This window comes from Actinokineospora spheciospongiae (assembly GCF_000564855.1).
GTDB classification, from domain to species: Bacteria; Actinomycetota; Actinomycetes; order Mycobacteriales; family Pseudonocardiaceae; genus Actinokineospora; species Actinokineospora spheciospongiae.
In genome coordinates this window covers 51,949-63,863 of sequence record NZ_AYXG01000039.1, presented here as the reverse complement: position 1 = coordinate 63,863, position 11,915 = coordinate 51,949, and the positions used below count along the sequence as shown (strand labels likewise).

12 protein-coding genes are annotated in these 11,915 nt (G+C 73.3%); 3 read left to right on the top strand and 9 right to left on the bottom strand.

Annotated features, from left to right (window positions below; all coding sequences use genetic code 11):
- Positions 1-159: 159 nt before the first annotated feature.
- Together UO65_RS37210 and UO65_RS04840 are read left to right on the top strand one after the other, a co-directional pair.
- A complete protein-coding gene (locus tag UO65_RS37210; RefSeq protein ID WP_052020743.1) occupies positions 160-1,059 on the top strand; it encodes a peptidoglycan recognition protein family protein in 900 nt (299 codons plus the stop codon).
- Entirely contained in the window at positions 1,059-1,373 is a 315-nt protein-coding gene (locus UO65_RS04840) for a hypothetical protein (protein ID WP_035279114.1), read from the top strand. The genes UO65_RS37210 and UO65_RS04840 overlap by 1 nt, the downstream gene beginning before the upstream one ends.
- A gap of 16 nt (positions 1,374-1,389) precedes the next feature.
- On the opposite strand, the gene UO65_RS04835 is transcribed toward UO65_RS04840, so the two are convergent.
- From UO65_RS04835 to UO65_RS04805, 7 genes are all read right to left on the bottom strand, one after another.
- Entirely contained in the window at positions 1,390-2,847 is a 1,458-nt protein-coding gene (locus UO65_RS04835; protein ID WP_084175323.1) for a DHA2 family efflux MFS transporter permease subunit, read from the bottom strand.
- A gap of 99 nt (positions 2,848-2,946) precedes the next feature.
- Positions 2,947-3,786: an LLM class flavin-dependent oxidoreductase gene (locus UO65_RS04830; protein ID WP_035279113.1), complete on the bottom strand. Its 840-nt coding sequence runs from the start codon at positions 3,784-3,786 to the stop codon at positions 2,947-2,949.
- Positions 3,786-4,520: a class I SAM-dependent methyltransferase gene (locus tag UO65_RS04825; protein WP_084175322.1), complete on the bottom strand. Its 735-nt coding sequence runs from the start codon at positions 4,518-4,520 to the stop codon at positions 3,786-3,788. Before UO65_RS04825 ends, UO65_RS04830 begins: the two co-directional genes overlap by 1 nt.
- A complete protein-coding gene (locus tag UO65_RS33050; protein WP_084175321.1) occupies positions 4,517-5,365 on the bottom strand; it encodes a class I SAM-dependent methyltransferase in 849 nt (282 codons plus the stop codon). The genes UO65_RS04825 and UO65_RS33050 overlap by 4 nt, the downstream gene beginning before the upstream one ends.
- Before the next feature lie 42 nt (positions 5,366-5,407).
- Positions 5,408-7,270: a hypothetical protein gene (locus tag UO65_RS33045; protein ID WP_052020741.1), complete on the bottom strand. Its 1,863-nt coding sequence runs from the start codon at positions 7,268-7,270 to the stop codon at positions 5,408-5,410.
- Positions 7,267-7,698 carry a hypothetical protein gene (locus tag UO65_RS04810; protein WP_035279110.1) on the bottom strand — a complete coding sequence of 144 codons (432 nt, stop codon included), beginning with the start codon at positions 7,696-7,698 and terminating at the stop codon, positions 7,267-7,269. The genes UO65_RS33045 and UO65_RS04810 overlap by 4 nt, the downstream gene beginning before the upstream one ends.
- Positions 7,695-9,275 carry a hypothetical protein gene (locus tag UO65_RS04805; RefSeq protein WP_200873308.1) on the bottom strand — a complete coding sequence of 527 codons (1,581 nt, stop codon included), beginning with the start codon at positions 9,273-9,275 and terminating at the stop codon, positions 7,695-7,697. The genes UO65_RS04810 and UO65_RS04805 overlap by 4 nt, the downstream gene beginning before the upstream one ends.
- A 178-nt stretch (positions 9,276-9,453) precedes the next feature.
- On the opposite strand from UO65_RS04805, the gene UO65_RS04800 reads away from it, so the two are divergent.
- Positions 9,454-10,266: a serine/threonine-protein kinase gene (locus UO65_RS04800; protein WP_052020738.1), complete on the top strand. Its 813-nt coding sequence runs from the start codon at positions 9,454-9,456 to the stop codon at positions 10,264-10,266.
- Between the two features lie 7 nt (positions 10,267-10,273).
- Here UO65_RS04800 and UO65_RS04795 read toward each other — a convergent pair whose 3' ends face one another.
- Together UO65_RS04795 and UO65_RS04790 are read right to left on the bottom strand one after the other, a co-directional pair.
- Positions 10,274-11,602, bottom strand: a complete 1,329-nt coding sequence (locus UO65_RS04795) for an MFS transporter (RefSeq protein ID WP_063935884.1) — start codon at positions 11,600-11,602, stop codon at positions 10,274-10,276.
- A gap of 83 nt (positions 11,603-11,685) precedes the next feature.
- Positions 11,686-11,913 (bottom strand): MbtH family protein, encoded by a 228-nt coding sequence (locus tag UO65_RS04790; RefSeq protein WP_052020736.1) that lies wholly within the window; start codon positions 11,911-11,913, stop codon positions 11,686-11,688.
- Positions 11,914-11,915: the final 2 nt, after the last annotated feature.

Below are 11,915 nucleotides of genomic sequence, written 5' to 3'. Positions count from 1 at the left end.
CACTTGCCTCCGAAGAGGACCGCTCGACCGCGCACCGTCCACTCCGGTCGGTGCGCGGTCGGTCACCTTGCCGCGCCGGGGATCGGGAACCCCGGGCGCCACCGCCGGGGCCGGACTCCGGGTGGACCGTGTCGACGGGGAACCGTGAGGAGCCGTGCCGTGCCGTACCTGACCGACCTCGCCCAGGCCGTGCGGAAGTCCGGGCTGCGCGTCGTGGAGTGCGGCTCGTGGACCGGCCGCGGGCACGGCCCGATGACCTCGGTGAAGGGCGTCGTCTGCCACTGGACCGCCACCGGTCCCGCCGTGCGCCCCGGCGAGGACTACCCGTCGCTGGGTATCGTGCGCGACGGTCGCGCCGGTCTGCCCGGACCGCTGGCCAACCTCGGCCTCGGCCGCGACGGCACGGTCTACGTCATCGCCGCCGGGCTGGCCTACCACGCCGGGGAGGGCTACCTCGCGGGCGTCGGGGCCAACGGCAACGCCAACCTGGTCGGCATCGAGTGCGAGGGCTCCGGCACCTGGCCCGCCGCGCAACTGGCCGCCTACCCCCGGCTGTGCGCGGCGCTGTCGGCGCACTACCGGTTCCCCGCCGCCCGGGTCATCGGCCACTCCGAGTGGACCAGCCGCAAGATCGACATCAACACCTGGCCGGGCGGCATGGCCCGGTTCCGCGCCCAGGTCGGCGCCCCTCCCACCCCACCCCCGCCCCAGGAGGACGGTTTCTTGTCCGCACTCTCCAGCTCCGAGCAGCGCGCCCTGTTCAACCGCGTGTTCGGCTTCTGCCGCCAGCGCTGGTTCGTCACGGGTCCGAACGGTCCTCGCGAGGTGGCCGAGGGCACCAAGGGCGCGACCCCGGCAACCGCCCTGGACACCTTGGACGGCAACTACCTCGTCGAGCGCATCGCCGCCGCCGAGGCCGCCGCCGAGGCCGGTGCCACCATCGACCACGCCCGCCTCGCCGCCGAGCTGATCGCCCGCGGCGGCCTCAAGGTGGAGATCGACTACGCCGCCCTGGCCAAGGCCGTCAACGACGACGCCGCCCGCCGGATGGTGGGCTGATGGCCGCCGAACCGAGCCGCACCGAACCGAGCCGCACCGAACCGAGCCGCACCGACCTGCGCCGCACCGACCTGCGCCGCACTCTGGCGCGCACGCTGGCCACCGAACCCGCCCGCGTCGCCGAGGCGGCCCGGCTGGCGCTGGTCGCCGCCACCGCTGCGGCCTGGGTCGGCACCGCCAACCCCCGGGTGCGCGCCGCCGTGGCCGCAGGCGCGCTGCTGGCCTCCACCGCCGCCACCCGCCGGGTCCGCGCCGCGGTCACCCCGGTGGCCAAGCTCGACGGCTGCGCCCTCGTGCACGAGCACACCCCGTGACCCCGGGGGCAGCGGCTCAGCCGGTCTCGGTGGGCCGCTGCCTGCGCGGCAGGGCGAACCCGACCACGAAGATGAGCGCGGCGGCCACGAGCAGGGACCAGAAGGTGTCGGAGTAGGCCGACTCCGCGGTCCCCGAGGCCAGGTTGCGTTGCAGGACCAGGGCGACGATGGCGATGCCGAAGGCCGCGCCGAGCTGGTGCAGGACCATGGCGGCGCTGGTGGCGCGGGGGACCGCGTCACCGGGGACCGTGCGGTAGAGCGAACCCATGGTCGGGGCGCCGACGCAGCCGACGCCGAAGCCCGCCAGGAAGGTCCACGGGATCAGCCAGCCGACCGGCGTGGTGGGGCCCGCGGTGATGAACACGACGGCGGTGGCGGCGATCAGCAGGCCGCCGAACGGGGCCAGGACCCGGGCGCCGAGGCGGTCGACGTACTTGCCCGCGACCGGGTTGCCCACCAGCGCGCCCAGCCCCAGCGGGGCGAGCAGGAGCCCCACGGCGAGCGGGCCGTAGGAGCGGATCTCCTGGTAGTACAGCGGGATGAGGAACAGCAGGGAGAACAGGACGACCCCGAGGACCGTCATGCCGATCGCGCTGGCGGTGTAGGTCCAGCGGGCGAACAGGCGCGGGTCGATCAGCGGGGTGCCGCTCATCCGCAGCGCGTGCACCAGGTAGGCGATCAGGAACACCGCGCCGACCACCAGCCCCAGCACCACCGGGGCGCTGCCGAAGCCGCTGCCGTCCCCGGCCCGGGACAGGCCGAACATCAGCCCGACGCTGGCCGGGCACAGCAGCGCGATGCCCAGCACGTCGACCTTCGCGGGCGGCGCGCCTCCGCCGCCCGCCCCCGGTGAGTCGGCGGGCAGGTAGCGCACGGCGCAGGCGATCGCGGCCAGGCCGAGCGGCACGTTGATCAGGAACAGCCAGTGCCAGTCGAGGTTGGCCAGGATCGTCCCGCCGAGCAGGGGGCCCAGCACCGGACCGACGGTGACGGCGCCGAGCAGCCCCATCAGCCTGCCGATGCGGGCGGGCCCCGCCGCGCGGACCAGCAGCGCCAGCATGATCGGTTCGAGCATCCCGCCGCCGAGGCCCTGCACCACCCGGAAGGCGATCAGGCTCGGCGCCGACCAGGCCAGGCTGCACAGCACCGACCCGACGAGGAACGCCACCAGCCCGGTGAGCCACATCCGCTTGCCGCCGAAGCGGTCGATCAGCCACCCGGCCAGCGGGGTCACCACCGCCACCGCCAGGAGGTAGCCGGTGGCGACCCACTGGATGGTCTCCAGCCCGGTGCCGAACTCGGTGCGCAGGGTGTCCACGCCGACGTTGACGATGGTCGCGTCCAGGAAGGCCATCATCCCGCCCAGGACCATGACCAGCACGAGCCGCAGGAACGGCCAGTCGAAGTCGGTGGGGTGCGCCGTCTCGCCGGTCGTCTCGGCCGTCGTTTCGGTCGTTCCGGGGACGTCGGACATGGATCACTCCGGTGCGGTGGGGGTCGGTTTCCGTGCCGGGGCGCTCACGCAGGGTGCCCGGCGGGGCGGACGAACCATACCGGGTTCGCCCGCCCGCGGTCACCGGAAGGTCCGGACCACCTCCTCGTACAACCGGGTGATCTCCTCGGCGGGGTCGGCCGGGGGGCGGGCCGGGACCAGGATCACGTGCGCGGCGCCCTGGTCGCGGAACTCCGCCACCCGGTCGACGACCGCCCCGTAGCCGCCGAAGGCGTAGATGTCGGCGGTGGCGAAACCCGGCTTGTGCCTGCGGACCTCGTCGTCGAGCTGTTCGGTGAGCCAGTCTTGGCCGTCCAGCTCGGGGGGCACGTACACGACCTGGACCGCGTGCGTGACCTCCTTGCGCCCGCCGCGCTCGGCCACCAGCCCGTCGATCATCGCCCGCCGGGCGCCGAACTCGGCGGGGGCGATGAACGACGGCACCCAGCCGTCGGCCAGGGCGGCGACCCGGCGGGCCGCCCTGGGCGAGTGGCCGCCGAGCCAGACCGGGGGCCTGGGTCGGGAGTCGTCGGCGTCGAAGTGGGCCGCCATGTCGGTGAGCAGGCCCTCCATCGCCTTGGCCGCCTCCCTCGGGTCCGGGATCAGCGCCTCGCGCGGCCCACCGAGGCCGAGCTGGGCGACGAACCGGCCCGAGGACGCCGCGGCCAGGCCGCTGAGCCGCTCGGCCAGCGGCAGCGGGGGCATCCCCGCCGCCACCAGCACGTGCGGGCCCACGACCAGCCGCTCGGTGCGGGTCACGGCCTCGGTGAGCAGGTCCAGCACCGGCGGCAGGGCGCCGTTGGTGTTGTAGAGCCAGGCCGAGTCGTACCCGACCCGCTCGACCTCGGCCAACAGCTCCCAGAGCCTGCTCGCGTCCGGGTCGGCGCGCAGCATGGTGCCGAAGCAGAACCCGAACTCCATCACCGCTCCACCGGCCGGTAGAGCGAGATGTGCGAGCGGCTCTCGGCCAGGAACGGCCTGCTGCGCGCCCAGTCGCCCCACCGCTCGGCCAGCCGCATCCCGGCCAGCTCGCACATCAGGTCCAGCTCGCAGGTCGAGGTGAGCCGCAGCGCCATCGGGTTGAGCCGGGTCTCGCCGTCGCGCACGATCACGTGCTGGGCGAAGTAGTGCTGGTGCACCGGGTCGTACTGGGCGGCGAGCAGGTGCAGCTCGTCGGAGGTCATCCGCAGGATCTCCAGCCCGGGGCGGATGAACACCGCCGGGTTGGCCTCCTCCAGCACCAGCACGCCGTCGGGCGCCAGGTGCTTGGCGACGTTGCGCAGGCACTGCTGCTGGGTGTCGGCCCCGGCGAGCTGCAACAGCGAGTTGACCACCAGCACGACCTTGAACCGGCCGGTCACCGGCAGGTCGATGAAATCGCCGAGCACCGTCTCCACCCTGCCGTCGGGGTCCTTGGCCCGGAGCTGGGCCAGCATCGGCTCGGAGATGTCCACGCCGGTGACCTTGACCCCGCGCTCGGCCAGCGGCAGCGCCACCCGCCCGGTGCCCACGCCCAGCTCCAGCACCGGGCCGCCGTCGGCCAGCTCGACCACCGTGTCCACGGTGTCGTCCGGCGTCCAGTTGCTGTGCACCCGGTCGTAGATGTCGGCGATCCGGTCGCCGTAGGTGGACTGCTGGTATCCCTGCACCGTCACTCCGCCTTGCGGGCGGCGGCGATGATGTGCGTGCCGCCGTCAATGTTGCCCGGGGCGCGGCAGGCCTGCAGTTCCCAGCGGGTGAAGGCGGCCATGACCTCCGGGTCGGCCAGCAGCGACTCGTCGAGCAGCGGGGTGTCGGCGGACAGGAAGTTCGACGCCGAGGCGGTGACGATCTCGCAGCCGCGCGAGGTCAGGTGCGTGCGCAGCTCGTCCCAGGTGAAGAAGTGCGTGGTCAGCAGCTCGAAGTCGGCCTGGACGCCCGCGATGTCACCGGTGGCCACCGCCTGGTCGATCGCCCCGAGCTGTCCGCCCGCGGCGACCATCGGCAGGATGGCGTTGAGGCCCGCCCGCAGGTAGCCGTAGCGGGAGGTGACGCTGACGATCACGGTGCCGCCGGGGCGCACCAGCCGGATCAGCTCGTCGAACGCCTCCGGGATGCGGTCGAGCACGCAGCTCAGCACGCTGCCCACGCACACCACGGTGTCGAAGCCCGCCGACGGGAAGCGGCTCAGGTCGACGATGTCGGCCTGGTGCCAGCCGGTGACGTTGCCCGCCAGGCCCGCCTCGGTGACCTTCTCCTTGTTGAAGGCCAACTGCACGTCGGACAGGTCGCACACGGTGACCTCGGCGCCCGCCTTGGTCAGCTCCAGGGTGAACCGGCCCGGACCGGCGCCCGCCTCCAGCACCCGGTCGCCCGGCTTGACCAGCTCACCCAGGATGGTGCGGTGGATCTGGTAGTTGATCCGGTTCTCGAACGAGCTCTCCAGCCGGTTCCACTCGTTGGCGCCCCAGTTGTTGTAGAAGGAGCGGGTGGTCTCGGGCTGGTACATCGCCGAAGTCATGACTCTCCTCGATCTGGTTTACGGACTGTCCGAACGGGGTGGTCAGCGGGTGTTGGCCGCGTGGTAGGCCAGGTCGCGGCTGCCCAGGCGGATGCGGCTGCCGGAGGCGACGGTGAACGGCTGCCCGGGGGCCAGGCGCACCCAGGTGGCGCTGTCGGGTTCGCGGACGTGCGTGCCCTGCGGGTGGCCGCGGTCGACGACGGTCACGTCCCACTCGCTCAGGGCGATGTCGGCGTGGGAGTCGGCGAGCAGCCCGGTGCCGTCGGCGACGGCCAGGGCGACCGCCTGCCCGGTGCGCACCTTGTCGTCGTGGTGCGGCGCGGTGCCCAGCACCACGTCGCGGTCGAGCACGTGCGAGGCGCCGTCGTCGCCGATCAGGTAGCCCAGCGGCGGGCGCGGGCCCTGCCTGGGCTCGTGGGTCAGGCCGTGCATCGCGGTGCCGCAGGCCGCGCAGTAGCGGGCGTCGGGGCGGTTGAAGTGCCCCTGCTGGCAGTTGATGCCCCAGACCATCGGGGTGTTCGCGGCGGAACCCCCGGCGGACTGGGCGGTGGTGGGCGAACCGGGCAGGGAGTGGAACCCGCCTGGGCCGTCGGTGGAGCTGCCCCCGGCGGTGGCGGGCGTGCGGCGGTACAGCAGCTTGCGGGTGGGCGGGACCTTGCCCAGCAGGAGGGTGCCCAGGCTGATCAGCACGGCGACCACGCCCAGGTCGATGGCCAGCGCGACCTCGTCGACCACGTACCCGTCGGGCAGCAGCAGGGTCTGCGCGCCGTAGGCCAGCGCCGCCTCGGGCACGGCCTGGGCCAGCAGGAACGCCACCGGCCAGTCCTTGGCCGAGCGCCTGCGCTGGAGGGTGTCGAAGATGAAGTCCCACACCACCGCGCCGAGCACGAACAGCAGGCCCAACCCGATGAAGGTGGACAGGTAGACGTCCTCCAGCGGGGCGAAGCCGACCGGCAGCACGAACCCGAGCAGCAGGGTGGCCAGGCCGCCGACGATCGCGGTGCTGATCAGCCGGGCGCCGATCCGCGAACCGTAGGAGGGGGTGGGTGCGCCGGTGGCGGCCTCGGTGTCGGACCGGTTGCCCTGGTCGAGCCAGTCGGGGGTGCCGCCGGACCGCGTGGGCTGCGGCCGGGCGCCGGAGGTCGGGAACACCGGCGGTCCGCCGGTGAACGACGGTGCGGCGGTGTGGACCTGCCCGGTGGGCGGGGACTGCACCGGCGTCGGCCGGGTCATGGGCTGCGACATCCGGTGCGACACGGGCTGGGGAGCGGGCTGCGACCCCGACTGCGACATCGGTTGCGACATGGGTTGCGACGCCGGGGGAGCGGGCGGTGCGGCGGTCATGGTGCCGGTGCCGCCGTTGCCGCTCGCCTGGGCGTCGTGCTCGGCAGCCATCGGGGCCATCTCGGTGGGCCGGGCGGGGGGCTCGGCGCCGTCGCGGTGCAGCACCAGGCCGCCGCCGGAGACCAGGCCGTTGCGCAGCGACAGCGAGGCCGTGTCGGTGCTGATCTGCTCGCCCACCCCGCGGATCGACAGCGAGCCGATGCCGTCCGGGGCGTCGTAGCGGCGCAGGCCGCCGCCCGGCTGACCCCACACCCGCAGCTCCGCGGTCGGGCTGTCGGCGGAGACCTCCAGCGGGCCGTGCAGGTAGACGTGCACCCGCTCCCCGGTCTCCACCACGGCGGCGAACACCGAGGCGGACTCGGTCGGGCCCGGGGCGGCGAACATCGCCTCCAGCCGGGGGCCCAGCTCGGCGCCGTCGCTGAACAGGCCGATCAGCTTGTCGTGGGCGTTGGCGCCCGCGTCGGGCCGGTCGTCCCCGGCCAGCAGCAGGACCGAGGTGGGGAACCGGCCCACCAGCCCCGGGCCCGGCCGCACGGCCACCTTGAAGTCGTCGAGTTTCACAGCAGTCTCCCAGCACGGAATCGCCAGCGGACCGACACCACGCGCAACGGCCCGTGCAGGCAGAGGAACACCACGAGCCAGGTCGTGCCGAAGTGGATGAGGAACGGGGTGGCGCGCACGTCGAAACCGAGGACGTCGCGCAGCAGGAAGAAGACGACCACACCCTCCGGGATGCCCTCCAGCAGGGTGAACATCGCGGGCCAGTCCTTCTCCCAGCGGAACTGCTGCAGGAACTGGTAGAGCGGTTCCCACAGCACCAGGCCCACCGCCGCCGTCACCCCGATGGCGGCGAAGGTGCCCGCGTAGGTCTCCCGCGTGGTCGCGAACCCGACCGGCAGCAGCGGGGTGAGCAGCAGTGTCCACAGCAGACCGGCGGTGGCCAGGACGAACAGCCGCGACTGCCAGCGGCCCAGCAGCGTCGGGGTCACGGGGTCACCCCCCGCATGAAGCGCCACCACTGCGCGATCGAGCGGCCGGAGCCGATGCGCTTGCCGAAGCCCATTTCCGCGAGCTGGTCGGCGGTGCGCAGCGAGGCGTACTGCACGCCGAGCAGCGAGTCGGCCGGGGCGTAGTAGGCGCCCTCGGTGATCGCGCCCGCGGCGAACATCCGGCCCGAGCCGCTGCGCGCCGAGCGCACCTCGAAGCCCGGGCTCACGTCGAGCCTGCCCAGCACGTTGCGGTCCACCCCGGTGACCTCCACCAGGTCGTTGAGCAGCCGGTGCGAGCGCAGGTCGCCGATCAGCCCGGTCGCGTCGACCAGGAAGTCGGCGTCGAGCGAGCGCAGGCCGCCGCCCTTGGTGTCGCGGTAGACCACGCCGAGCCGCCCGTCCCCGACCCGGTCGACCCGGTCGATGACCCCGGCGACGGTGGTGTAGACGCCGTCGCGGCGGGCGGCGGCGAGCTGCTTCTGCCAGCCCTTGCGGTAGGGGGTGGTGGTGCCCTCCAGGGTCTCCCAGAGCCGCTTGCGCTCCTCGCCCTCCAGCCGCTCCATGCGCATCTTGAGCTGACCGCCCCAGGAGGCCTTCGGCCAGTTGAAGCCCTGGTGCGCCCAGCCGTTCTTGCCGCGGCGGCGCATGAACCGCGACGGGCCGTGCGGGCCCTCCACGTAGGTGCGCAGCACGTGCACGATCCTGGTCTGCGCGCCCAGCTTCTCGCGGTCGTTGAGCAGCCGGTGGATGATCGCCGAGGCCGCGATGCCGCCGCCGCGCAGCACCACCGTGCCCGGGCGGGCCACCAGGTCGTCGTAGACCTGCTCGTGCGGCTCGTAGGCGTTGACGAAGCGGTACCCGTTGCCGTGCTGGGAGCGGAACTGCTGCATGTCCGGCAGGAACCGGATGCTCGGCCAGCCGACCGCCAGGTGCACGTACGCGCTGCGGTAGATGATCCGCTGCTTGCGCGCGCCCTGGGTGGTGAACACGGTGAAGTAGCCGCCCGCCGCGCGCTTGCGGACCATCCTGGCCTGCCCGTGCGCCACGCAGTCCCAGTAGCCGATCCGGTCGGCCTCGCGGCGCATCCCCTCGAAGACCTCACCGGCCAGCGGCGTCCAGTAGTCGGTCAGCACGTTCTCGGTCAGCACGTTCCACAGTGGAGCGATGAAGCCGCTGACGCTGCGCGAGTGGAAGGCCCGCCGCGCGGCGTAGCTCGGGAAGCCCCAGAGGTTGTCCGGCATCGAGGACGCGTCCGAGCGGATGCGGTAGTGCGGCGGGAGCTGGGAGACGCCGGTGAGGTAGGCGTAGTTCTCCCAGGGGTGGCGCAGGTTCGTGAGCACCTTCACCTGGTTGGTCGGCACCCCGGCGATGCGCAGCACGTCGACCATGGTGAACGAGCCCATGCCGCCGCCGACGGTCACGAACGGCACGTCCACCACGGGGATGCCCGAGGCCGCGACGAGTTCGTCGGTCCACACCGGAGTGCGCTGGAGCTGGTCTGGCAGGTCGGGGGTCCGGTCGTCCCAAACCGGTCGCGCCGGGGGCGCGGACACCCGGGTTTCGTCTGTTGTGGACACGGTCTCACACCTTCGGCGAAGTGGTCGGCCGCCGCGCCCTTCTCGGGTCCTGCGTCGACCGGGTGGTTGTGACTGTCCCGCTCGGAATCGAGCTAACCACGGGCCCCGGATTCGGTACAGGGGCCGGGTTTCCGATGTAGGGTAGGGTGTTCTGTCAGTCGTGCGGGAGGGAGGCGCGGTGGACACGCCCCACGTTCCCGGGTACCGCGTGCACGGCGAGATCGGCGGCTCCGGCATCAGCGTGGTGTACCTGGCCGAGGACCTGCTGCTCGCCCGCCGGGTCGCGATCAAGCTGCTGCGCCCGGCCGTCGCGCACGAGGACAGGCTGCGCGCCCGCTTCCTCGGTGAGGCGCGGATGGCGGCCGGGCTGGACCACCCGCACATCACCCGGGTGCTCTCGGCCGGGGAGGCGGGCGGGTCGCTCTACGTCGTCCTGGCCTACGTGCACGGCTCGGACCTGCAGAGCCTGCTCGACGAGGAGGGGCCGTGCACCCCGGCGCGGACGGCGGAGGTGGTGGGCCAGGTCGCCTCGGCCCTCGACCACGTGCACGCCTGGGGGCTGGTGCACCGCGACGTCAAGCCGCGCAACGTCCTGGTGGCCACCCGGGCGGGCGGGCACTGCTTCCTGAGCGACTTCGGCATCGCCACCCCGGCGCGCACCCCGGGCACCGCCGCGCAGGCCCGCCCGGAGCGCTCCGCCGGGTCACCCGGCTACGGTGCCCCCGAGCAGCTCGCGGGGCTGCCCGCCGACCACCGCGCCGACGTGTACTCCCTCGGCGCGCTGGTGCTGGCCTGCGCCACCGGGGTGGAGCCGTGGCGGCTGGAGGAGGAGCCCGGGTTGCGCGAACGGGTGCACGCCGCGCTGCCCGGGGACGGCGCGGCCCTGTCGGCGGTCATCCGGCGGGCCATGGCCCCGCGCCCGGAGGACCGCTTCGCCACCTGCGGCGAACTGGCCACCGCGGTGCGCCGGTGGGCCGACGCACCGCGGTAGCCGACGATCAGCCCCTGGCCTGCTTGTCCGCCAGGGTCTCGTCGGCGGACATCGCGTCGTGCGCGACCTCGTCCGGCGCGGGGTCCTCTGGCGTCTCCGGGGCCGTGTGGCGCTTGAGCGCCCTGGGCAGCGTGACCGCCACCAGCAGGGTGAACACCACGCCGCCGCCGCCCGCGATCATCAGCGTGGTCGGGGCGTCCGTGGCGTCGAGCAGCAGACCGCCGCCGACGTAGGAGATCGCCGCCGCCACCCCGATGGCGCCGTAGAGGTTGCCGAAGACCCGGCCGAGCAGGTTCGGCGGCACCATCCGCTGCAACATCGTCGAGGACGCCACGTCCATGCCCGCGATGCCCAGGCCGCGCACCGCCTGCACGGTGAACGCCGCGGCCACCGACCAGGCCAGGCCGGTCAGGAAGTTGCCCGCGCTGCTCACCAGGAAACCGGCGACCAGCAGGGTCGGCATCGCCATGGACGAGCTGTAGCGGGTCAGCAGCGCGTACCCGACCAGCAGGCCGATGCCGACCGCGCCCAGCAGCAGGCCCACCGAGGAGTCCCCGGACATCAGGTCCTCCTTGGCCAGCAGCACCAGCGCCACGTCGTCGACGCCGTTGAACGCCACCACCGCGCAGAAGCCCAGCGAGATGATCCGGATCGCCGGGGTCCGCAGGATGTAGCCCAACCCCACCTTGGCCTGGGTCAGCAGCGTGCCCTGGTCGGCGTCGGGGTCCGGCACCGGCGGCATCGGCTTGGTGGCCAGCAGCACCACCGCCGAGAGCAGGAACGACGCCGCGTCGACCAGCAGCACGCCGCGGATGCCCAGGAACGGCAGCATCGCCGCGGCCAGCAGCGGTCCGAACGCCTCGGCGCAGTTCGAGCCGAAGCCCACCGCCGAGTTGGCCGTCTCCAGGTCGCGCTCGCCCACCATGGACGGGATGGCCGCGCGGGAGGCGGGCTGGAAGATCTGCGAGGCGATCGCCCGCAGGCCGACCAGGGTCAGCAGCAGCGGCAGCGGCGGCAGGGCCAACGCGATCATCAGCACCAGCACGCCCTGGGCGATCTCGCACATGATCATCACGCGGCGCAGGTCGAACCGGTCGCTGATCGCCCCGGTGAGCGGGCTGATCAGCGACGGCACGAAGTCGCCCACCAGCAGCAGCAGCGCCACCGCCAGGCCCTGGCCGGTCGTGTTGGCCACGTGCAGCATCAGGGCGACGAGGCTGAGCGAGTCACCGCCGTAGGACACCACCCGCGCGGTGAACAACGCGCGCAGCGGCCTGTTGGTCCGCAGCAGGCGGGTGGCGCTCGGCGTCCCCGCCTCGGTGTCGGCTGTTGGCATGTCCTAGTTCTCCCGCGCGTCTGGTTCGACCGGCTCACCGAAAGTACCGGCCCGGTTCCGGTGGGTGCACCCCTGGGGTCCGATCACGGCGCTGCCACCCGTTCGGCCCCCATCGCCCGTCGCAGGCTGAGCGGGCGCAGGTCGGTCCAGTGCGCCTCGATCCAGTCCAGGCACTCCTCCTCGGGACCGGCCACGCCCACCGGGGTCCAGCCCGCGGGCGGTTCCCGGTCGGCGGGCCAGATCGAGTACTGCTCCTCGTGGTTGACCACCACCTGCACGCGCGGCCCGGCGGTGTGTTCTCGCGTGCTCACGG

Excerpts from the sequence above, each read along its gene's own strand:
- UO65_RS33050 (WP_084175321.1), bottom strand. The coding sequence starts at position 5,365 with ATGACTTCGGCGATGTACCAGCCCGAGACCACCCGCTCCTTCTACAAC.
- UO65_RS04795 (WP_063935884.1), bottom strand. The coding sequence starts at position 11,602 with ATGCCAACAGCCGACACCGAGGCGGGGACGCCGAGCGCCACCCGCCTG.
- UO65_RS04840 (WP_035279114.1), top strand. The coding sequence starts at position 1,059 with ATGGCCGCCGAACCGAGCCGCACCGAACCGAGCCGCACCGAACCGAGC.
- UO65_RS04835 (WP_084175323.1), bottom strand. The coding sequence starts at position 2,847 with ATGTCCGACGTCCCCGGAACGACCGAAACGACGGCCGAGACGACCGGC.
- UO65_RS04830 (WP_035279113.1), bottom strand. The coding sequence starts at position 3,786 with ATGGAGTTCGGGTTCTGCTTCGGCACCATGCTGCGCGCCGACCCGGAC.